Here is a 21,392-nt window from a genome sequence, read left to right as displayed (position 1 = left end):
CGACCGTAAGGTTGCGCCCATGCGGATCGTGCACACCTCCGACTGGCACCTGGGCCGGACGTTCCACGGGGTCGAGCTGCTCGCCGACCAGCGTCGCGCACTGTCGCATCTGGCCGCACTGGTCGACGCGGAGTCGGCCGACGCCGTCATCGTCGCCGGTGACGTGTACGACCGGTCCGTCCCGTCCGCCGACGCGGTCCGCGTGTACGACGAGGGCCTGGCCGAGATCGCCGCTGCGGGAGCACAGATCGTCGTCACCTCGGGCAATCACGACTCGCCCACTCGCCTCGGTGCGGGGTCGGGATTCGCCGCCGCCGGTGGCCTGCATCTGCGGACCTCGATCGCCGACATCGACCGTCCGGTCATCCTGTCGGACGCCCACGGAGACGTCGCGTTCTACGGCATTCCCTATCTCGAACCCGACACCGCGCGACGCCACCTCGGCGTCGAGTCGATCGGCGGGCACACCGCTGTCCTCGACGCCGCCATGACTCGCGTCCGCACCGATCTGGCTGCGCGCCGGGTTCGGTCCGTGGTCGTCGCCCACGCCTTCGTCAGCGGGGCCGCGGCCTCCGGTTCGGAGCGCTCGATCAGTGTCGGCGGGGTGGAAACGGTTCCCGCCGAGACGTTCTCGGGCGCCGACTACGTCGCCCTCGGGCATCTGCACTCGCCGCAACGTGTCACCGACACGGTCCGGTACAGCGGTTCGCTGCTGCCGTACTCCTTCGGTGAGCGAACCCACCGGAAGGCGGCGCTGGTGGTGGAGCTCGACGCCGACGGCGTCGCCGAGGTCCGCGCACACGAGCTGCCCGTCGTCCGCGAACTGAGCTCTCTCACCGGCGTTCTCGGCGACCTGCTGACCGACGAACGGTACGCCGCGGCGCAGGACCACTACGTCGAGGTGACGCTGACCGACCCGGTCCGCCCGACTGACGCGATGCGTCGGCTGCGCGAGCGGTTCCCGTTCGCGGTCCATGTGCAGTGGGAGCGGCCGCATTCCGGCTCCGGCGTCGACTACCGTTCCCGCGTGCGCGGCCGGACCGACGCCGAGATCATCGCGTCGTTCATCTCCGACGTGCGCGACGAGCCGACCAAGGGGGAGCGGGTGCTCCTCGAACGCGCACTCCGCGCCGTGGTCGGTGAACCCGAGTCCGACGCGGCCGAACTGACCCTGTTCGACATCGAGGCGATCGTCGCGGAGTCCGCATGAGGCTGCACCGTCTGCGCGTCCGGGCCTTCGGTCCGTTCGCCGACGAGATCACGGTCGACTTCGACGACCTCGGCGGTGACGGACTGTTCCTGCTGCACGGCCAGACCGGCGCCGGCAAGACCACGGTCCTCGACGCGGTCGCCTTCGCGCTGTTCGGCCGGGTACCGGGCGTGCGCGACACCAACCGGCGCCTGCACTCGGATCACGCTGCGGCCGAGGATGTCCCGGAGGTCGAACTCGAGGCGACGATCGCGTCCCGCCGACTCCGGATCACGCGGTCGCCCGAGCACGAACGACCCAAGAAGCGCGGCGACGGCACCCGCAAGGTGAATGCCCGGGCGACTCTCGTGTGGGTCGACGGATCCGGGCCCGACCTGACCCGCATCCCCGAGATCGGCGACGCCGTGGTCCGGCTGCTCGGGATGAGTGCCGATCAGTTCTTCCAGGTGGTCCTGCTGCCGCAGGGCGACTTCGCCCGATTCCTGCGCGCGCACTCCGATGAGCGGGAAGCGTTGCTGGAGCGGTTGTTCGACACTGAGCGGTTCGGTGACCTCGAGGAGTGGTTGCGTGACCGGGCGCGGGAGAGCGCGGCGAAGCTGACCGAACAGACCGCCGTGCTCGAGCGGGTCGCCGGTCAGATCGTGGCGGTGGGCGGGGTCGAACCGACCGCCGAACCCGACTTCGACTGGGCGCAGGAATGTCTCGAGCGTGCGCGCACCGCCGCGGAGCGCACGCGCCTCGAGTCAGGTGCGGCGCAGGCCGCGGCCGACCAGACGCAGGCCGCGTACGAGAGCGGGAGCCGGCTCGCCGAGCTGCGTCGCCGGGGGCGTGCGGCCACCGAGCGACTCGCACGGCTCGCGGACGGCGAAGCCGCTCTGAGCGCGGCGGCGCAGGCTCGTCGGCAGGCCCTGCAGGCGGCGCCCATCGTGCCGCTCGCCGACGACGCCGACCGTGTCACCCGCGAACTCACGGTCGCCGAGCAGGCCGTTACGCGTGCGCACGCAGAGCTGTGCGCGCTGCCGGAGGGTGAGTCGCTGTGCGCCGGCGGGTCAGACGAGGATCTCGACGCACGCCTGGATGCGGCGATCGACCGCTGGACCGAGGAGTCGGGGCGGTGGGAGCCCCTCGCCGAACGCGTCGCGCAGCGGCCGGCTCTGGTCGCCGAGATCCAGACCCTGGACTCGGCCATCGTCGAGGCGGACCGCCGCACTGCCCAGACCCGGACCCTGCTCGACGCCGCGCCGGGCCGTCGCGCCGAGGCCGTCGCCGCACTGGCGGAAGCGGGGGAGTTGCGGATGCAGGGCCCGAAACTCCGGGCCGAGCGCGACGCACTCCGCCGCGTACGCGACGCACTCACCGACCGGGACGAGGTGCTGGTCCGGCTCGCGACCGCGGAGAAGGAGTTGCTCGACGCCCGCGACGCCAATGCCGCTGCGCGGGAGCGCGTGCTCGACGCCCGCGAGCGTCGCCTCGCCGGGATGGCAGTGGAACTGGCGGGCGGGCTCGTCGAGGGTGAACCCTGCGTCGTGTGTGGTTCAGAGACGCACCCTCGACCGGCCACCGACGACGGCGACGCCCCGGCGTCCGAGGTCACAGCCTACGAAGACGCGGCAGCGGCCGCCGAGGAGCGGGCGAGCGCGATCAAGGCCATCGCGCAATCCGCGGTGGCGGCTCTCGTCGAACGCCGTACGCATCTCGACGCCGTGATCGGTGGTGCTCGTTCCGACGCCGTCGACGCCGACCTCGCCCGGGTGGGCGCCGAACTGGCTGCCGCGGAACGTGCCGCGTCGCGACTACCCGCGCTGCAGACGGCGGTCGATCGGATCGACGCCGAGGTCGATGGGTGGCGCACCACCCTCGCCGACGACGAGTCGGCCCAGTCCGCCCGTCGCGAGCGGGTGACCGCGTTGCGGCAGAACCTCACCGAGCTCGATGAGGCCGTCCGGGAGGCAACCGGCGGACGCGGCGGGGTCGCCGAGCGGCGCCGTGAACTCGCCGAGCTGGTCCGTCGCACACGTCGTCACCGGAACGCCCGGCAAGAAGCTGCGCGAGCGCGGGACCGGGTCGCCGAGGCGACCGATCGATTGTCCGCGGCGTGTGCCGACGCCGGGTTCGACGATGTCGCCGCCGTCCGAGCGGCATTCGCCCCGGACAAGCAGATCGCGGCGTGGGACACGTTGCTGCAGGAGGCCGCCAGTCTGCGCGCCGCTGCCGAGGAGACCCTCGCCGACGAGGATGTGCGCGCCGCGATGTCGGCTCCGGAGCCGGATGTCGAACAGCTCACCGCAGACCGTGATGCCGCCCGCCGCCGCCTGGACACCGCCGCGAAGGAACACGCCGTGGCCGGCCGGCAGGCGGCCGACCTCCAGGAGTACGTCACCCACTTCTGGGAGGCCATCGACGCCCTGGCGCCTCTGCAGGCACGCCACGCCGAACTCCAGGGACTCGCCGAATTGGTCAGCGGGCGCGGACAGAACGCGCGCCGGATGTCGCTGCGGTCCTACGTGCTGGCCGCGCGTCTCGACGAGGTCCTCGTCGCCGCGTCGGGGCGTCTCCGCGAGATGTCCTCGGGGCGTTATGAGTTCGTCCACACCGACGCCGCGGGTGTGCGGGGCCGGCGTGGCGGCCTCGGTATCGAGGTCCGCGACGAGTACACCGGCGCGCTCCGCCCGACGACGACGCTGTCCGGCGGCGAGACCTTCTTCGCATCGCTTGCCCTCGCACTCGGACTCGCCGATGTCGTCTCCGCGGAGTCGGGCGGCCGCGTGCTCGACACCATCTTCATCGACGAGGGATTCGGCACCCTCGATCCCGAGGCGCTCGACCTCGTCATGGGGGTCCTGGATGACTTGCGGGCCGGCGGGCGTGTCGTCGGCGTGGTGAGTCACGTTGACGAACTCCGGGCCCGAATCCCTGCCCAGCTGCACGTCCTCCGCGGCGAGCACGGGTCGTCGGTCCGAGTGCAGAGCCCGCTCGGCGTGTCCTGAGCTGCCGATTGGGATGTCGACGGATCGGTGCGCTAGGCTGAGTCCCGCCCGATGAGCCCCCGTAGCTCAGGGGATAGAGCGTCTGCCTCCGGAGCAGAAGGCCATAGGTTCGAATCCTATCGGGGGCACTGTGACATCCATGCCAGCCTCCGCCTGGTGTGCGCCCACTGTGTAGTTGGAAAGAGATTCACGCGGGCGCACCATTGCCGCAGAAGCGCCACTCGAGATCAGAAGTGCCGGTGACAACCCGTTGCAGAAGTCCTCGCGTGGCGTTCTTGCGTTGGCGTCACACGTACGGCTCGGTGAGCATCTCCAGTAGTTGTCCCGACGGGTCCTTGAAGTACACCCGCCGGCCCTCCTCGGTCGAGATCTCGTTCGGGCGACGCATCTGCGGATCGGCCCAGTGGTCGACGCCTTTACGACGAAGTGCCTCGTAACCGCGGTCGAACTCGGTGTCGTCCATCAGGAACGCCATGTGGATGGGCTCGGCGACCGGCGCCGGTGCGAGCTGCAGCAGCGTGTCGTCGTCGAGGAGGATGTTGACGAACGGGCCCCAGCCGGGGGCGGGCCGAGCCCCGAGTACGTCGAGGTAGAAGTCGGCGGATTCCTGCGGATCGTGCGCACCGATGATGATGTGATTGAAACTGACTGGCATGACGAAACTTTCGTCCTGGCGCCTCCATGCCGGACGCGGTCCGCCACCGGCACGCGACGCTGGGCAGCAGCATGCCACAGTCGTGAGCAAATCGCGACAATCCCGCGCGTGGGTGACATCGGGCGAATAGTCTCCACCTGTGCTGAACCGCTGGAGAATCCGGAACGACTTTGCGCCCGACCTGCGCCGGGTGGCGCTGATCGCGCCCGCACAACTCGTGTCCCGGCGCACGCTCCCCGTCGTCCGTCGGCTCTACCGGGTACGCAACGGACGGGCGCCGGTCACCACCGCGACGACACCCAGCGGCGTCGAGGTTCGGGTGTTCCGTCCGGCGCACTCCTCAGGTCGCCTGCCCGCGCTGCTGTGGATCCATGGGGGCGGTTACATCACGGGCAGTGCCGCCCAGGACGATCGCTGGGCGCGGGCGATGGCCGAACGTGTCGGCATCGAGGTGGTCTCCGTGGACTACCGCCTGGCCCCGGAACATCCGTACCCGGCGGCCATTGAGGACTGTTTCGACGCGCTGCGGTGGATGACCGGCCAGCCGGACATCGACACGACCCGCATCGCGATCGGCGGCAACAGCGCCGGTGGGGGACTCGCTGCGGCACTTGCCTTTCGCGCACGCGATGAAGGGGTGGGGTTGCGATTGCAGCTGTTGACCTACCCGATGCTCGACGACCGCACGCGCGAGCCCGATCCGCACCACCGCCTCTGGAACGCCTCGGCCAACGCCTTCGGGTGGTCCAGTTATCTCGGTGGTGCGGACACACAGGAGGCCGTCCCGGCGCGGCGTACCGACCTCGCGGGATTGCCGGCCGCGTGGATCGGGGTCGGCACCCTGGACCTGTTCGCCACCGAAGACCGCGACTACGCCGAGCGGCTGCGCGCGGCAGGGGTCGACTGCCAGGTGGACGTGGTGCCCGGCGCTTTTCACGGTTTCGACATCGTCGCGCCCCGAACGTCGATCGCGCAGGATTTCTTCGGCCGTCAGTGTGAGGCCGTCAGACGCGCTCTCGCGCACGACTGAGCCGACCGGTCACCTCAACCCATTGGCAACTCGATGCGCCGCAACGGATCACCGCCGTCGACAAGCAGCACTCCGCCCGGACGCAGCGCCCGGGCCACGGCCCCCACGGCCGCGTCGTAGAGATCGGGGTGTCGCCCGTCGAGTGCGCCGACGCGCAGAGCGAACGCCACGTCGAACGGGATGCGCGTGCCGAGATCGAAGTCCTCGATGGCGCTGCAGTCGAAGTCGAGTCGGTCCGGACCGAAGCCGCCGGCGATCGCGGCCCGGCGGGCGGCGTTCACGGCTTGAGGCGACCGATCGATGCCGAGTACGAAGCCGTCGGGTCCCACCCGCTGCGCCACCTCGCGTGCTGCCGGCCCGGGCCCGCAGCCGATCTCGAGGACTCGCAGACCAGGGGCCAGTGGCAACGCGGCGACCGCGGCAGCGAGGCGTGGTGAGAGCATGCCGCCATCATCGCCGTTTGGAGAGCCGCGTGGCCCGACCGAACTTGCTCACCTCACCGGCGTGCCCGCCGTGCGGGGCGCTCAGTTCAGCGGAAGTGGTTGTGCGCCACGCAGGGCCAGCATCTGGGTGATGATGGCGATCTCCTTGTCCTGGGTCCGTTTCATGCTCGACGCCAGGTCGCGGACATAGGCCTGCTCGACGTTCGCCGGGTCGGCGGCGTACTCCATCATGTGCAGACCGCCCTCGTGGTGACGCAGCATCAGCTGGAGGAACCGGATGTCGACCTCGGGACCCCGCATCGCACGGAACTGTTGCATCTCCGCCGACGTCGCCATCCCGGGCATCGGCGGCTGTTCGGCGTCGGATTCCGCGGCACCCGCCGCTGGTGCGCCGGAGGCGGGTGCCGACATGTCCCCGTGGTCCATGTCCCCGTGGTCCATGTCTCCGTGGTCCATGTCTCCGTGGTCCGAACTGCCGTCGCCACCGTGGCCGTGATCGTGACCGCCGGCTGTGTGATCCGCGGGATCGGAGTGGTCGTGCCCGTTAGTCTCGGAACCGCCGTGGCCCATCCACGCCATGGTCGCGCCGGGGTTGGTGACGGGCTGACCCCACCGCGTCAGCCACGACTGCATCTGGCCGATCTCATTGCTCTGGGCGGTGAGGATGTCGAACGCCATGCTCCGCACCTCGGGGTCGGTGCCGTGTTCGAGTTCGATGGCGGCCAGTTCCACTCCCTGCTCGTGGTGGCGGGTCATGTCCTGCGCAAAGCCGACGGCCGCCGAGTTCGCAGCCGGGGAATCGTCGCCGGTGGAGTCGTCGGCGAGGCTCGCCTGGATCAGCAGTCCCAGGCCGAGACCGAACAGGAGGAGTGCGGCGCCGCCCAGGGCGAGCAGGATCCGTGGGCGCGACGACGGCTCGGCCGTGTCGTCCGGACCCTCGGGAGTCGTTGTCCCGTCCCGCGATTCGGGCCGGTCGCTGTTGTCGGTCATCGCTGGTCCTCGCCGATCTCGTCGGGGCGTGCGGCCCGGTCCGTTACCTGGTCTGCTGGTCGGGTGGGAACCCGCGTCAGCCCGCGGGCTGCTGGTTGCCGCCATCCATCGGGACGGCGTCGGGGCCGGGCTCACCCTCGTCGGCCGGCGGGGGGTTCGACGGATCGAACCCGGGGATGGCGGTACAGGTGGCCTGGGTCTCGGGGTACGCGGCGGTCTGCGGGTTCTCCGGGTAGACCCCGGGCATCATGTTGCGGCGTAGCGCGGTGATGAACTGGTTGACGCGCGGATCGCGGGCGGATTCGAGCTTGAGCTGGTGTCCCCAGCTCTGCAGCGACACCGGCTGGTCGAGTCCGGGGTAGGGCGAGAGGAACAGGTACTGCTCACCGCGGACGAGCTGCTTGAGGTAGTCGAGGTCCTCCGGTGAGATCGTGTCCGGGTTGTAGGTGATCCAGACCGCGCCGTGTTCGAGGGCGTGGACGGCGTTCTCCGACCGCAGTGGGTTCGGGTAGACGACGCCGGTGCAGGTCGCCCAGATCTCGTCATGCGGCCCGCCGAACGGAGGCGACTGGTCGTAGGCGACACGCTGGGTCGCGGTGACGTGCCGCGCGGCCTCGTAGTAGCGCTTCGTGACACCCGGGATGTTCACCGACGGATCGGGATTCTGCGGTGAGGGCACGAACTCGGACACCGTTTCCACGGCGAAGTCGTCCTTCTGTTCGGCCCGCCGCTCGTTGAACTTGGGGACGAGGTAGACCGCGAGTCCGGCGATGAGGCCGATGACCACCACGACGGCGCCGATCAGCATCCAGTCGACCTGACGTCCCGTCGCCGAGGGAACGGATCCTGCTCGCTTGCGGGACTTGGGGACGTTGGCCCCTGGTTTGCGCGCCATTGACTTCTTTCCTCATCCGACTGCGGGGGCCGAGCGGACCCGCGGGAGACCCGGCCCGCGCTCGGCGCACACGAGTGTACTGGTGGGCCCGATGGGTGGAGCAGGGTGCGATTGTCGGTGTAGTGGCCGCGGCCAATAGGATGGTGTCCTGTGACTCCCGCCGACCTGGCCGCGCTGCTGCGCGACGTGACCCTGACCGTGGTCCGCGACCGCGGACTGGACGAGAACCTGGTGCCCGACTCCATCGTCGTCGAGCGCCCCCGTCACGCTGACCACGGCGACTATTCCACCAACGTCGCCCTGCAGATGGGCAAGCGGCTCGGCGTGAACCCGCGGGAACTCGCCGGCTGGCTCGCGGAGGCGTTCGCCGCGGCCGAGGGTGTCGCGAAGGCCGAGATCGCCGGTCCCGGGTTCGTGAACCTCTGGCTCGGGGCCGCCGCGCAGAACACCGTCGTCGCGGCGGTGCTGGCCCGGGGTGCGGACTACGGCCGCGGAAACGAACTCGCCGGCTCGGTCATCAACCTCGAATTCGTGTCGGCCAATCCGACCGGGCCGATCCACCTGGGCGGTACCCGCTGGGCGGCCGTCGGCGACGCGCTCGGCCGCGTGCTGGCCGCTCGCGGTGGTGCGGTCACGCGCGAGTACTACTTCAACGACCACGGTGCCCAGATCGACCGGTTCGCCCGGTCGCTGGAGGCCGCGGCACTGGGCAACCCGACCCCGGAGGACGGCTACGCGGGCGATTACATCGCCGACATCGCCGCGAAGGTCGTCGAGACGGTCCCCGAGGTGCTGTCGCAGCCCGACGCCGACCGCCTCGAGACGTTCCGTTCGGTCGGGGTGGACCTGATGTTCACCCACATCAAGCAGAGCCTCCACGACTTCGGCACCGACTTCGACGTCTTCACCCATGAGGACAAGATGTTCGCCACCGGCCTCGTCGACGAGTGCATCGGCGAGCTCAAGGCCAACGGCAACCTGTACGAGAAGGACGGCGCGTGGTGGCTGCGGTCCACCGAGTTCGGTGACGACAAGGACCGTGTGGTCCTCAAGAGCGACGGCAACGCCGCCTACATCGCGGGCGACATCGCCTACTACCGTGACAAGCGCAACCGCGGCTTCAACCTCTGCATCTACATGCTCGGCGCCGATCACCACGGGTACATCAGCCGGCTCAAGGCCGCGGCGGCGGCGCTCGGCGACGACCCGGCCACCGTCGAGGTGCTGATCGGCCAGATGGTCAACCTCGTGCGCGACGGCACGCCGGTCCGTATGAGCAAGCGTGCCGGCACGGTCATCACGCTCGACGACCTCGTCGACGCGGTCGGCGTCGACGGCGCGCGCTATTCGCTGATCCGCTCGTCGGTCGACGTCAACATCGACATCGATCTCGACCTGCTCACCAAACAGTCCAACGACAACCCGGTGTACTACGTGCAGTACGCCCACGCGCGGATGTCCGCACTGGCCCGCAACGCCGCTGACCTCGGGGTCGTGTCGTCGCTGGACCATCTGGACCTGCTCGACGATCCCGCCGAGGGCGAATTGATCCGCACCATCGGCGATTTCGACGATGTCGTCGCGACCGCCGCCACGTTGCGCGAGCCGCACCGGGTCTGTCGCTACCTCGAGGTCCTCGCCGGGACCTACCACCGGTTCTATGCCAAGTGCCGTGTCCTGCCGCAGGGTGACGAGAAACCGGCGGACATCCACCGGGCCCGGCTCGCCCTGTGCGAGGCCACCCGTCAGGTCCTGGCCAATGGGCTGGGTCTCGTCGGCGTCACCGCGCCGGAGCAGATGTGAACGCCCACCCCGCCGGCCCCCGGCACGCCGAACTGCTGGCCGCGCCCCATCTCGCCGAGCGTCCGAACGACCCGGCCGTGCTCGCCGCCATCCCCGCACAGGTGTGGCCACGCAACGCATCCCGCGACGAATCGGGCGAGCTGCGGTTGGCCGGCGTGCCGGTGAGTCAGCTCGCCGAAGAGTTCGGGACGCCGGCGTTCGTCGTGGACGAGGCCGACTTCCGGTCGCGCTGCCGGGACATGATGGCGGCGTTCGGCCCGTACGGGCGAGTGCACTATGCGTCGAAGGCGTTCCTGAGCACCGAGATCGCGCGCTGGGTCGACGACGAGGGGCTGTCCCTGGACGTCTGCAGCGGTGGTGAACTCGCCATCGCACTGCGCGCCGGTTTCCCGCCGGAGCGAATCGCATTGCACGGCAACAACAAGAGCGTCGACGAGCTGCGCGCTGCGGTCGATGCCGGAATCGGGCACGTCGTCCTCGACTCGATGATCGAGATCGATCGGCTCGACGCGATCGCCGGCGAACGCGGTGTCGTCGCCGACGTGCTGGTGCGCGTGACCGTCGGTGTCGAAGCGCACACCCACGAGTTCATCTCGACCGCACACGAGGACCAGAAGTTCGGATTCTCGCTCGCCGGTGGGATCGCGATGGAAGCCATCCGGCGGGTCTTCGCGACCGACAACCTCAGGCTTGTGGGTCTGCACAGCCACATCGGGTCGCAGATCTTCGACATGGACGGATTCGAGCTGGCCGCCCACCGGGTGCTCGGACTGCTCCGCGACGTCGTCGGCGAGTTCGGTGTCGAGAAGACCGCGCAGATGTCGGTCGTCGATCTCGGTGGCGGACTGGGGATCTCGTACCTCCCCGACGAGCGTCCGCTGCCGGTGCAGAAGGTGGCGGAGACGCTCGCGGCGATCGTCGAGCGGGAGTCGGCAGCACTCGGGCTGCCCATGCCGACCATCGCCGTCGAACCGGGCCGCGCCATCGCCGGTCCCGGCACGATCACGCTGTATCGCGTCGGCACCGTGAAGGACGTCGCACTCGGCGGCGGCGCCGTACGACGCTATGTCTCCGTCGACGGCGGCATGAGCGACAACATCCGCACCGTTCTCTACGACGCCGAATACGACGTGCGGCTCGTGTCCCGGGTGTCGGAGGCCCGTGCGGTGGTGTGCCGGGTCGTGGGAAAGCATTGCGAGAGCGGCGACATCGTGATCAAGGACTGTTGGCTGCCGGAGGATCTCGGCCCCGACGACCTGATCGCGGTGGCGGCGACCGGTGCCTACTGCTACTCGATGTCGAGCCGATACAACATGACCATGAGACCGCCCGTGGTGGCGGTGGCCGACGGGAACGCCCGGCTACTGCTGCGCCGGGAGACCATCGACGACTTCCTCAGCCTGGAGGTGGGCCTGTGACCGAATCCGTGCAGAACACAAGTGGCGCAACCGATGCGGACTCGCGCACCATCGGTGTCGCGGTGCTCGGCATGGGCAATGTCGGTGCCGAGGTGGTGCGCATCATCACCGACAACGCCGACGACCTCCGGGCGCGCGTCGGGGCTCCCGTGGAGATCCGCGGCGTCGCGGTGCGGGATCTCGGCCGTCCCCGCAAGATCGCGCAGGATCTCCTGACCGACGACCCGGCGGCACTCGTCGCGCGCGACGACGTCGACATCGTCGTGGAGTTGATGGGCGGCATCGACCCGGCCCGCGGTCTGATCCGGTCGGCGCTCGAGAGCGGCAAGTCGGTGGTGACGGCGAACAAGGCGCTCCTCGCCGAATACACCGGCGAACTCGCGACCGCCGCGGCGGATGCCAAGGTGGACCTCTACTTCGAGGCCGCGGTCGCCGGCGCCATCCCGGTCATCCGTCCGCTGATGCAGTCACTGGCCGGCGACACCGTCGAGCGGGTCAACGGAATCGTCAACGGCACCACCAATTTCATCCTCTCCGCGATGGACGAGACGGGCGCCGATTATGCCGACACGCTCGCCGAGGCCGGCCGCCTCGGATATGCCGAAGCCGATCCGACGGCCGACGTCGAGGGCTACGACGCCGCGGCCAAGGCGGCGATCCTCGCCTCGATCGCCTTCCACACGCGGGTCACGGCGGCCGATGTGCACCGCGAGGGCATCTCCTCGGTCACGTCCGCGGACCTGGTCGCGGCCAAGAAGTTCGACTGCACGATCAAACTGCTCTCGATCTGCGAGCGCGTCCGCGACGCCAATGGCGCGCAACGGATCTCGGCGCGCGTGTACCCCGCGCTGATTCCGCTGACCCACCCGCTGGCGACCGTGAACGGCGCGTTCAACGCCGTCGTCGTGGAAGCCGAGAACGCCGGGCGGCTGATGTTCTACGGGCAGGGTGCCGGGGGATCACCGACGGCATCGGCGGTTCTCGGCGACATGGTCATGGCCGCCCGCAACCGCGTGCACGGCGGGCGCGGACCGCTCGAGTCGACCTACGCCTCCCTGCCCGTCGCCCCGATCGACGACGTGTTCACGCGGTATTACGTCTCGATGCGGGTGGCCGACAAGCCCGGCGTGCTGGCGCAGGTCGCGGGGGAGTTCTCGAAGCGGTCGGTCAGCATCGCCGCGGTGCGCCAGGAGGGCGCGGGCGACGACGCCCGCCTGATCCTGGTCACCCACCGCGCCCCCGACCGAGCTCAATCGGATTGTGTTGCGGCGCTTGAAGACATGGACGCCGTCATCAAGGTGTCGAGTGTGTTGCGATTGGAAGGTACCGATGACTGAAGCGACTTCTACGCCTGTGCACCGCGCGTGGCCGGGCCTCATCGAGGCCTACCGGTCGCGGTTGCCCGTCGCCGACGACTGGAAGGTCGTCACGCTGCTCGAGGGTGGCACCCCGCTGATTGGTGCGCCGCATCTGTCGTCGCTGACGGGTTGCGAGGTCTACCTCAAGGTGGAGGGCCTCAACCCCACCGGTTCGTTCAAGGACCGCGGCATGACGATGGCCGTCAGCAACGCGGTCAACAACGGCAAGACCGCGGTCCTGTGCGCATCCACGGGCAACACCTCGGCATCGGCCGCCGCATACGCCACCCGGGCCGGGATCACCTGCGCCGTCCTGATCCCGCAGGGCAAGATCGCGATGGGCAAGCTCGCTCAGGCGGTCATGCACGGCGCCAAGATCATCCAGGTCGAGGGCAACTTCGACGACTGTCTCGAGCTCGCGCGCAAGGCGACCGCCGAGTTCACCGAGATCGAACTCGTGAACTCGGTCAACCCGGCGCGGATCGAGGGTCAGAAGACCGCCGCCTTCGAGATCGTCGACGTGCTGGGCCGTGCCCCCGACGTCCACGCTCTGCCGGTCGGCAACGCGGGCAACATCACCGCGTACTGGAAGGGCTACAAGGAGTATCACGCCGACGGCGTCTCGTCGTCGGTGCCGCGCATGCTCGGTGTCCAGGCCGCCGGCGCCGCGCCGCTGGTGAACGGCGCGCCGGTGAAAGACCCGGAGACCGTCGCCACCGCCATCCGCATCGGTTCCCCGGCCAGTTGGAACCAGGCCGTCGCCGCGAAGGACGAGTCGAACGGGCAGTTCCTGGCGGCCACCGACGAGAAGCTGCTCGAGGCCTACCGCCTCGTCGCCGGCAAGGAGGGCGTGTTCGTCGAGCCGGCGTCGGCGGCCAGCGTCGCGGGTCTGCTCGCCGCGAGTGCCGACGGCTGGATCGAGCGGGGCTCGACCGTGGTGTGCACGGTCACCGGCAACGGTCTGAAGGACCCCGACACCGCGCTGGCAGGCATCCCGGCGGTCGAGGCCATTCCGGTGGACCCGGTGGCGGTCGCGAATGCTCTCGGTGTCGGCTGACGGGGCCGGGTCCGCGGCGGCTGCCGCGGGTACGGTGCCGGTAGGGCTGTCGACGAGGGTCCGCGTGCCCGCCTCCAGTGCCAACCTGGGGCCCGGATTCGACTGTCTCGGAATAGCTCTCGGAATCTACGACGAGGTGATCGTCGAGACGGTCCCGGATGGCGTCACCCTCGAGGTCGAGGGTGAGGGCGCCGACGCCGTACCCCGCGACGACTCGCACCTCGTGGTGCGGGCGCTCACCCGCGGACTGGCACACGCCGGGCTGCGGGCCCCCGGTCTGACATTGCGCTGCGTCAACCGGATCCCGCATTCCCGGGGTCTGGGTTCGTCCGCCGCCGCCGCGGTGTCGGGTCTCGCCGCCGCATCGGGCCTGATCTCGGCCGCCGGCCTCGGTCCGGGGCTCTCGGCCGACGAACTGGTACAACTGTCCAGCGAATTCGAGGGCCACCCCGACAACGCGGCCGCGAGCGTGCTCGGCTCGGCGGTCGTCACGTGGACCGAATCGGCCGATGACGTCGCCTCGTATCACGCGCACCGCCTCCCGGTGCACCCCGACATCTACGCAACGGTCTTCGTGCCCGACACCGAGTCGTCGACGTCGTTCACCCGCGGACTGCTCCCGGATTCGGTCCCGCGCGCCGACGCCGTGTTCAACCTGAGCCGGTCGGCCCTCGCCGTCGTCGCGCTGACCACCGATCCGCGCAACCTCATGGCCGCGTCCCAGGATCGGCTGCACCAGCCGTACCGGGCGTCGGCGATGGCGCCGACGCACGATCTGGTCAGCGCGCTGCGTGCGCGTGGACATGCCGCGACCGTGTCCGGAGCGGGACCGACCGTCCTGGTGCTCGGTACGGCGCCGGTGCCCGCCGAGATCCGTCAGCTGGCGCAGGGCCTCGGATTCGACGCTCGGTCGGTCGCCGTCGCCGGCGGCGTCGAGATCACCGTCGGCTGATCGGCGTCGTCCGCACGACCGCCGGAGTGAATGCGCATTCATTTGGCGCTTCCGGCGTGTTGCCCCTATCATGCGAACGGGGTTACCATATTCTGGTCTAGCCGCGCAGGCTTGTCCTGCCGCTTCTCATCCTTCGCCGATCGGAGATGACCGGCTGTGTATCCGGGCCGGGGTCATGGATCTCTGTCGACGGTGCAGAAGCGCAGGTGTTTCCGGGCACGCTCGCAGCGGACCACACATTCTCACCGTCCACCGCGGACGGACTCCCTAGCGCACAGAAGCAGGGAAACGTAGACCTCACGCAGTTCTCGTCTGCGGGAGGAACGAAAGGACTTCCGTGACCGATACGGACCTGATCACCGCACCTGCCGAGCAGGAATCCGCGGGTTCGGCCGGCCCCGACTCGGGACGACCGGCCACCAAGACACGTGCACGAACCGGCCTGTCCGGCATGGTGCTCAGCGAACTGCGGACGGTCGCCGGTGAACTCGGCATTAAGGGCACCTCCGGGATGCGCAAGGGCGATCTGATCGCCGCGATCAAGGAGCGCCAGGCGGGTGGCGACGCCCCGGCCGCCAAGAGCGCTCCCGCCCGGTCGAAGGCCGGCACGTCGAAGCCGGCGACGAACGACGACCAACTGACCATCGGCGACTCCCCGGCAGCGGCCGGGGCGGACACGACCGAGAAGAACGACGCCCCCCGGAGCGGCGCGCGCACCCAGCGCGGCGCCGGCCGCAAGGCCGCTGCCGCCGACGCACCGGCCGAGGCGTCGTCCACCGAGACCGCGAACGCCGACGCTTCGGGACCAACGAACAACCCGGCTGCCACCCAGGCCGACGGCTCGAGGAACGGCGCCGACGCGGTGAAGTCCGAGGCCCAGGCCGGGGATGCACCCAAGGGTGGCAGCGCTTCCGAGACCGACTCGTCGGAGACCGGTGCGGGACGCGAGCGACGCCGCGGCCGTGACGGCTCGGGCGAGGCCGCGGGTGACTCCGACGGCAACGACCAGCGCACTCGCCGCAACCGCAACCAGAACCGCGACAACCAGAATCGCGACGGGGGCCAGAACCGCGACAAGCAGAACCGCGACGGCAACCAGAACCGCGACGGAAATCAGAACCGTGACGGGGGCCAGAACCGCGACGGTGGTCAGGACGACGACGGCGAGGGCGGCGGTCGCCGTCGGGGTCGCCGGTTCCGTGAGCGTCGTCGCGGCCAGAATCGCGACACCCCGAACGAGCCGCAGGTGTCCGACGATGACGTGTTGCAGCCCGTCGCCGGCATCCTCGACGTGCTCGACAACTACGCCTTCGTGCGCACCTCGGGGTACCTCGCCGGTCCGAACGACGTCTACGTCTCGATGAACCTGGTCCGCAAGAACGGACTTCGACGCGGCGACGCGATCACCGGTGCGGTCAAGGTGCCGCGCGAGGGCGACCAGCAGAACCAGCGCCAGAAGTTCAACCCGCTGGTGCGGCTGGACACCGTCAACGGCGGAGACGTCGAGACGGCCAAGCGTCGCCCCGAGTTCAACAAGCTCACGCCGCTGTACCCGAACCAGCGCCTGCGGCTGGAGACCACCCCCGAACGACTCGACACCCGTGTGATCGATCTGATCATGCCGATCGGCAAGGGGCAGCGGGCCCTGATCGTGTCGCCGCCGAAGGCCGGTAAGACGACGATCCTGCAGGACATCGCCAACGCGATCGCGACCAACAATCCCGAATGCCACCTCATGGTCGTCCTCGTCGACGAGCGTCCCGAGGAGGTCACGGACATGCAGCGTTCGGTGCGGGGTGAGGTCATCGCCTCGACCTTCGATCGGCCGCCGTCAGACCACACCTCGGTGTCCGAGCTCGCGATCGAGCGCGCCAAGCGACTCGTCGAGAGCGGGAAAGACGTTGTGGTGCTGCTGGACTCGATCACCCGTCTGGGTCGTGCGTACAACAACGCGTCGCCCGCGTCGGGTCGGATCCTGTCCGGTGGTGTCGATTCGACCGCGCTGTACCCGCCGAAGCGGTTCCTGGGTGCGGCGCGCAACATCGAGAACGGCGGATCGCTGACGATCATCGCCTCGGCGCTCGTCGAGACCGGCTCCACCGGCGACACGGTGATCTTCGAGGAGTTCAAGGGCACCGGCAACGCCGAGCTCAAGCTCGACCGCAAGATCTCCGAGCGCCGGGTGTTCCCGGCGGTGGACGTCAACCTGTCGAGTACTCGTAAGGACGAGCTGCTGCTGTCGCCGGAGGAATTCTCCATCGTGCACAAGCTGCGTCGCGTGCTCTCGGGTCTCGACTCGCAGCAGGCCATCGACCTGCTGATCAGTCAGCTCAAGAAGACCAAGACGAACATCGAGTTCCTGATGACCGTGCAGAAGACCGCACCGGGCGGGAACAACGACGACTGAGTTCGTCCGGCATATCCCCGCTCCCTGAGGAGCGAGCTCGCGAGCGTCATATCCCCGCTCCCTGAGGAGCGAGCTTGCGAGCGTCACGAAGGGTCCTGGTGAGACGACGGGTTGCGAAGACCCTTCGTGACGCGCCCTCCGCAAGCTCCGGGCGCTCCTCAGGGAGCGGGGTTGGACGCGCCCTCCGCAAGCTCCGGGCGCTCCTCAGGGAGCGGGGTTGGACGCGCCCTCCGCACGCTTCGGGTGCTCCTCAGGAGCAGGGGGCAGGTCGTTCTCTCGGCTTGGAGAAGCAGTGGGACGGTACGGGTGCGCGACTCGCGCGGTACCCTCTCAGCCGGCGAGGTCGGCCGCCAGGTGTTGCCACGCCTGCGCACTCGGCGGTGCGACGGCCCCGGTCTGGGTCACGATCAGCGCGCACTCGCCTCCGCGGCTGTAGATCTCGAGTGATCCCGAGCGGTCCCACACCCCGCGGGGCCACGTCACCCAGCACTCGCCGACGAGATCGAAGTTGATCATCACGCGGGTGCTGCCGGATGCCAGCACCATCTGGCCCCGATGCTCGCGGGCTCCGTCGAGACGGTCCTGGCGCATCTGGATGCATCCCGGCGCCGCCGTCGCGAAGGTCACGGTCATCCCCAGTCCCGCTGCGTGCTCGAGTGCGGCGATCACCGCACGTGTCTCGACGCGGACGGTACGCGCGCAGTCGAGATGGGGGAGGGCCGCCAGGCGGGCGACACCTCCGTCGGTGAGTACCGCGTCGAATTGTGCGACCTGATCGTCGTCGATCGAGGCGGACGGCTCCACGCACTGTGGCGCAGGCGAATCCACGAAGGGCCCATCGAGGACCGCGGCCGCGCCGGTGCAGGTCATCGCCTCGAACGCCAGCCGGTCGGAGTTCTCCGTCAGGTAGGTGGCGTGAGCGGTGTTGCCGCGGTGGTCGAACAGTCGCAGGGTCGGCGGAACGTGGGCGGCGGGATCGCTGAGCAACGCCGACGACAAGCGAGAGGGGTTGAGCCGCAGTGCGATCTGCTGCGAGTCGACACGTAGCGGACCGCCCACGGCCGTCGGGAGGTCATGGACTCCGACCGCGTTCATGATCACCGGACCGGCAACGGTGACGCCGACGACCTGGGCCAGACCGGGCAGGCGCGCGGCGACCGCGGGGACGTCGTGATTCACCGAGGATTCCGCGAATCCGGCTGTCCGCAGCAGGATCTCGAGATCGCTGCGGGCGTGCGGATGGTCCCCGGCGGAGTGGGTCATCTCAGTAGACGTCGCGAGAGTAGCGATTCTCCGCGCGCAGGCGATCGACGTACGCCACGGCCTGGTCGGGCTCGAGACCACCGTGTTCGGCGACGATCTCGTGCAGCGCCGCGTCGACGTCGTCGGCCATCGTCGTGGCGTCGCCGCACACGTACAGATGCGCGCCGGCCTCGAGCCACGCGAACAGCTCACCGCCGTGTTCGCACATCCGGTCCTGGACGTAGATCTTGTGTTCCTGATCGCGGGAGAAGGCGAGGTCGAGCCGGTCGAGAAGCCCGTCGGTGACGAACCGGTCGAGCTCCTCGGCATAGAGGTAGTCGTGGCCGCGATGCTGGTCACCGAAGAACAGCCAGTTGCCGCCGGGTGCGCCGGCCGCGGCCCGCTCATGCAGGAAACCGCGGAACGGGGCGATGCCGGTGCCCGGGCCGATCATGATGGCCGAGACGTCGTCGGCGGGCAGCCGGAACTTCTTGTTGGGGGAGATGAAGACGGGCACGGTGTCGCCGGGCGCGCAGCGGTCGGCCAGGTGGGTGGAGCACACACCTCCGCGATCCCGGTCGGCGACGCGGTAGCGCACCGTGGCCATCGTGATGTGGACGGTGTCGCCGTGGACCCGCGGGCTCGACGACATCGAGTACTCGCGGTGCGCGAGGGGACTCAACTCCTCGAGCAGTTCCTCGGGAGTCGGGGTGAAGGTCGGGTCCAGATCCAGCAGATCGAGGACGTCGAGTCCGTGGAGCCACGCGTCGAGTGCCTGCGGGTCACCGGCGTCGAGAAGTCGGGCGAGTTCGGGGTGTCCGGTGCGTTCGGCGACGACCCGGACGAGGTACTTCGACGGCGCGCCGATCTCGTACCTGCTGGTCAGTGCCTCGCGCAGGGTATAGGTCGCCTTGCGGTCGGCGATGATCTCGTCGCCCACCGCGCGCAGCCGGGCGAGCAGGAGATCGACCAGCGCGGGATCGTTCGTCGGAGCGATGCCGATGCCGTCGCCGGGCTCGTAGGTGATGCCGCTGTCGCCGAGATCGAGTTCGAGATGCCGGACCTCCTTGGCCGATCCGGGACCGGAGAGGAGTTCGTTCCGCACGACCGTCGCCGGGTAGGGATTGCGCCGGTTCCACGGCGATCGGGCCGTCTTGCCGGTACGACGGGCGGGGGAGGTCCGTGCGGTGTCGACTGCGAGGCTGCTGCCGGTGGAGGCGGCGTCGTACATCGAGGATTCCTTCGGGGACGGGGTGCGGGGGAGCGTGTGCCGCCGACAGGGCGGGCGACGCCACGGTACTACACTTAGGCAACCCTTACGAGGATCGCGATCTGCGTCACGTGCAGTGGAGTGCGGGTGGCCGTGCCGGGAATGGATCCGAGCGGCCTGCCGTTGAGGCACCTGCGACCGCGGTGACCGGGATTTTTCCCGGGTGATGCCCCCGTGGCATACTGATCGGTCGAGTCCGGTTCCGGTTCACACCGTCGACAAGCGACGGTGACCCGGCGACCTCAGAAAGGGACAGTCAGACATGAAGCAGGGAATCCACCCCGAGTACGCGACGACCACCGTCGTCTGCGGCTGCGGCAACACCTTCGAGACCCGCAGCACCGCTGCCAACGGTCGGATCAACGTCGAGGTCTGCTCGCAGTGCCACCCGTTCTACACGGGCAAGCAGAAGATCCTCGACACCGGCGGCCGCGTTGCCCGGTTCGAGAAGCGCTACGGCAAGCGCGCCAAGTAGACCACGCTGCGACGCCCGCCCGACGATGTCGGGACGGGCGTCGCTGTGTTTTCCGGTCAGAGTTCTTCCCGGTGTCGCCGATCATCCGGCGTGCGCCGGTCGACAAGTGAGGTCGCCTTCATGAGTACGCAGAGTCCCTCGGCCATCGACGACATCCTGGCCGAGCACTCGGGTCTCGAACGCCAGCTGGCCGATCCCGCCCTGCACGACGATCCCGCCGCGGCCCGTCGCGTCGGCAAGCGATTCGCCGAGCTCGCGCCCGTCATGGCGACCTACACCCGGTTGAAGGCGGCACGCGAGGATCTCGAGGCCGCACGGGAACTGGCCGCCGATGACGCGTCGTTCGCCGCCGAGATCCCCTCTCTCGAAGAGGCCGTCGAGGAACTCGACGCGACGTTGACCGACCTGCTCGCCCCGCGCGACCCCCACGACGCCGACGACGTGGTCTTGGAGATCAAATCCGGTGCGGGCGGCGAGGAATCGGCACTGTTCGCGGCGGACCTGGCCCGGATGTACCTCAAGTACTGCGAGCGTCACGGCTGGAAGGCGCAGGTGCTCGGCGTGACCGAGTCCGATCTCGGCGGCTACAAAGAGGCCACCTTCTCGATCAAGTCGAAAGAGGCCGTGCGCGACGGGGTCTGGTCGCGACTGAAGTTCGAGGGCGGTGTGCACCGCGTCCAGCGGGTGCCGGTCACCGAGTCGCAGGGCCGCATCCACACGTCGGCGGCCGGGGTGCTGATCTACCCCGAGCCCGAAGAGGTGGCCGAGGTGACGATCGACGAATCGGAACTGCGCATCGACGTCTACCGCTCGTCCGGCAAGGGCGGCCAGGGCGTGAACACCACCGATTCGGCGGTCCGGATCACCCACCTGCCCACCGGAATCGTCGTCACATGCCAGAACGAACGTTCGCAGTTGCAGAACAAGGCGCGCGCGATGCAGGTCCTCGCCGCCCGGCTGCAGTCCGCAGCCGAGGAAGAAGCGGAGGCCGCCGCCGCGCAGGGTCGTGCGGCCCAGATCCGCACCGTGGACCGGTCCGAGCGGATCCGGACCTACAACTTCCCCGAGAACCGCATCACCGATCACCGCATCGGTTACAAGGCCAGCAATCTCGACGCGGTGCTCGCCGGTGACATGGACAACCTGCTCGACGCGCTCGTCGCCGCGGACCGGCAGGCCCGCATGGAAGCGGAATAGGTG

Annotated in this window: 17 protein-coding genes and 1 tRNA gene; 12 read left to right on the top strand and 6 right to left on the bottom strand. The window is 69.3% G+C overall.

Features of this window, described 5'->3' with window-relative positions; genetic code table 11:
- Positions 1–19: 19 nt before the first annotated feature.
- From B1818_RS04050 to B1818_RS04040, 3 genes are all read left to right on the top strand, one after another.
- Positions 20–1,210, top strand: coding sequence for an exonuclease SbcCD subunit D (locus B1818_RS04050; protein WP_058252739.1), 1,191 nt, complete (start codon positions 20–22; stop codon positions 1,208–1,210).
- A complete protein-coding gene (locus tag B1818_RS04045) occupies positions 1,207–4,197 on the top strand; it encodes an AAA family ATPase (RefSeq protein ID WP_078112018.1) in 2,991 nt (996 codons plus the stop codon). Before B1818_RS04050 ends, B1818_RS04045 begins: the two co-directional genes overlap by 4 nt.
- A gap of 55 nt (positions 4,198–4,252) precedes the next feature.
- A tRNA-Arg gene (locus tag B1818_RS04040) sits at positions 4,253–4,325 on the top strand.
- Positions 4,326–4,483: 158 nt separating this feature from the next.
- On the opposite strand, the gene B1818_RS04035 is transcribed toward B1818_RS04040, so the two are convergent.
- Entirely contained in the window at positions 4,484–4,852 is a 369-nt protein-coding gene (locus B1818_RS04035; RefSeq protein WP_078112017.1) for a VOC family protein, read from the bottom strand.
- 139 nt (positions 4,853–4,991) lie between these two features.
- Here B1818_RS04035 and B1818_RS04030 point away from each other — a divergent pair, with 139 nt between their 5' ends.
- Complete coding sequence (locus B1818_RS04030; protein WP_231742520.1) at positions 4,992–5,882, top strand: alpha/beta hydrolase; 891 nt, start codon at positions 4,992–4,994, stop codon at positions 5,880–5,882.
- Between the two features lie 14 nt (positions 5,883–5,896).
- Here the strand turns inward: B1818_RS04030 and B1818_RS04025 are convergent, their stop codons facing one another.
- The 3 genes from B1818_RS04025 to B1818_RS04015 form a co-directional block, all read right to left on the bottom strand.
- Entirely contained in the window at positions 5,897–6,325 is a 429-nt protein-coding gene (locus B1818_RS04025) for a bifunctional 2-polyprenyl-6-hydroxyphenol methylase/3-demethylubiquinol 3-O-methyltransferase UbiG (RefSeq protein WP_058252742.1), read from the bottom strand.
- 81 nt (positions 6,326–6,406) lie between these two features.
- Positions 6,407–7,315 (bottom strand): DUF305 domain-containing protein, encoded by a 909-nt coding sequence (locus tag B1818_RS04020; RefSeq protein WP_078112016.1) that lies wholly within the window; start codon positions 7,313–7,315, stop codon positions 6,407–6,409.
- Positions 7,316–7,391: 76 nt separating this feature from the next.
- Positions 7,392–8,210, bottom strand: coding sequence for a DUF3105 domain-containing protein (locus tag B1818_RS04015; protein ID WP_078112015.1), 819 nt, complete (start codon positions 8,208–8,210; stop codon positions 7,392–7,394).
- Between the two features lie 150 nt (positions 8,211–8,360).
- Here B1818_RS04015 and argS point away from each other — a divergent pair, with 150 nt between their 5' ends.
- From argS to rho, 6 genes are all read left to right on the top strand, one after another.
- Positions 8,361–10,013, top strand: coding sequence for an arginine--tRNA ligase (gene argS, locus B1818_RS04010; RefSeq protein ID WP_058252745.1), 1,653 nt, complete (start codon positions 8,361–8,363; stop codon positions 10,011–10,013).
- Complete coding sequence (gene lysA / locus B1818_RS04005) at positions 10,010–11,431, top strand: diaminopimelate decarboxylase (protein WP_078112014.1); 1,422 nt, start codon at positions 10,010–10,012, stop codon at positions 11,429–11,431. Before argS ends, lysA begins: the two co-directional genes overlap by 4 nt.
- Positions 11,428–12,768: a homoserine dehydrogenase gene (locus B1818_RS04000; protein ID WP_058252747.1), complete on the top strand. Its 1,341-nt coding sequence runs from the start codon at positions 11,428–11,430 to the stop codon at positions 12,766–12,768. The genes lysA and B1818_RS04000 overlap by 4 nt, the downstream gene beginning before the upstream one ends.
- A complete protein-coding gene (gene thrC, locus B1818_RS03995) occupies positions 12,761–13,846 on the top strand; it encodes a threonine synthase (RefSeq protein ID WP_078112013.1) in 1,086 nt (361 codons plus the stop codon). The genes B1818_RS04000 and thrC overlap by 8 nt, the downstream gene beginning before the upstream one ends.
- Positions 13,827–14,798, top strand: coding sequence for a homoserine kinase (gene thrB / locus B1818_RS03990; RefSeq protein WP_078112012.1), 972 nt, complete (start codon positions 13,827–13,829; stop codon positions 14,796–14,798). Before thrC ends, thrB begins: the two co-directional genes overlap by 20 nt.
- A 337-nt stretch (positions 14,799–15,135) precedes the next feature.
- Positions 15,136–17,205 carry a transcription termination factor Rho gene (rho, locus tag B1818_RS03985; protein ID WP_078112011.1) on the top strand — a complete coding sequence of 690 codons (2,070 nt, stop codon included), beginning with the start codon at positions 15,136–15,138 and terminating at the stop codon, positions 17,203–17,205.
- Between the two features lie 330 nt (positions 17,206–17,535).
- Here the strand turns inward: rho and B1818_RS03980 are convergent, their stop codons facing one another.
- On the bottom strand, positions 17,536–18,468 hold the full coding sequence (locus tag B1818_RS03980) for a heme transporter (RefSeq protein ID WP_058252751.1): 933 nt from the start codon (positions 18,466–18,468) through the stop codon (positions 17,536–17,538).
- A 1-nt stretch (position 18,469) separates the two neighbouring features.
- Positions 18,470–19,678: a sulfite reductase subunit alpha gene (locus tag B1818_RS03975; RefSeq protein WP_058252752.1), complete on the bottom strand. Its 1,209-nt coding sequence runs from the start codon at positions 19,676–19,678 to the stop codon at positions 18,470–18,472.
- A 301-nt stretch (positions 19,679–19,979) separates the two neighbouring features.
- Here B1818_RS03975 and rpmE point away from each other — a divergent pair, with 301 nt between their 5' ends.
- Positions 19,980–20,192, top strand: a complete 213-nt coding sequence (gene rpmE, locus B1818_RS03970) for a 50S ribosomal protein L31 (protein ID WP_010842972.1) — start codon at positions 19,980–19,982, stop codon at positions 20,190–20,192.
- Positions 20,193–20,312: 120 nt separating this feature from the next.
- A complete protein-coding gene (gene prfA, locus B1818_RS03965) occupies positions 20,313–21,389 on the top strand; it encodes a peptide chain release factor 1 (RefSeq protein ID WP_058252753.1) in 1,077 nt (358 codons plus the stop codon).
- Positions 21,390–21,392 lie beyond the last annotated feature (3 nt).

It is taken from the genome of Gordonia sp. IITR100 (genome assembly GCF_002009645.1).
GTDB classification, from domain to species: domain Bacteria; phylum Actinomycetota; class Actinomycetes; order Mycobacteriales; family Mycobacteriaceae; genus Gordonia; species Gordonia hongkongensis.
The sequence above is the reverse complement of the archived record's forward strand: the minus strand, read 5'-3'. Positions and strand labels throughout refer to the sequence as shown.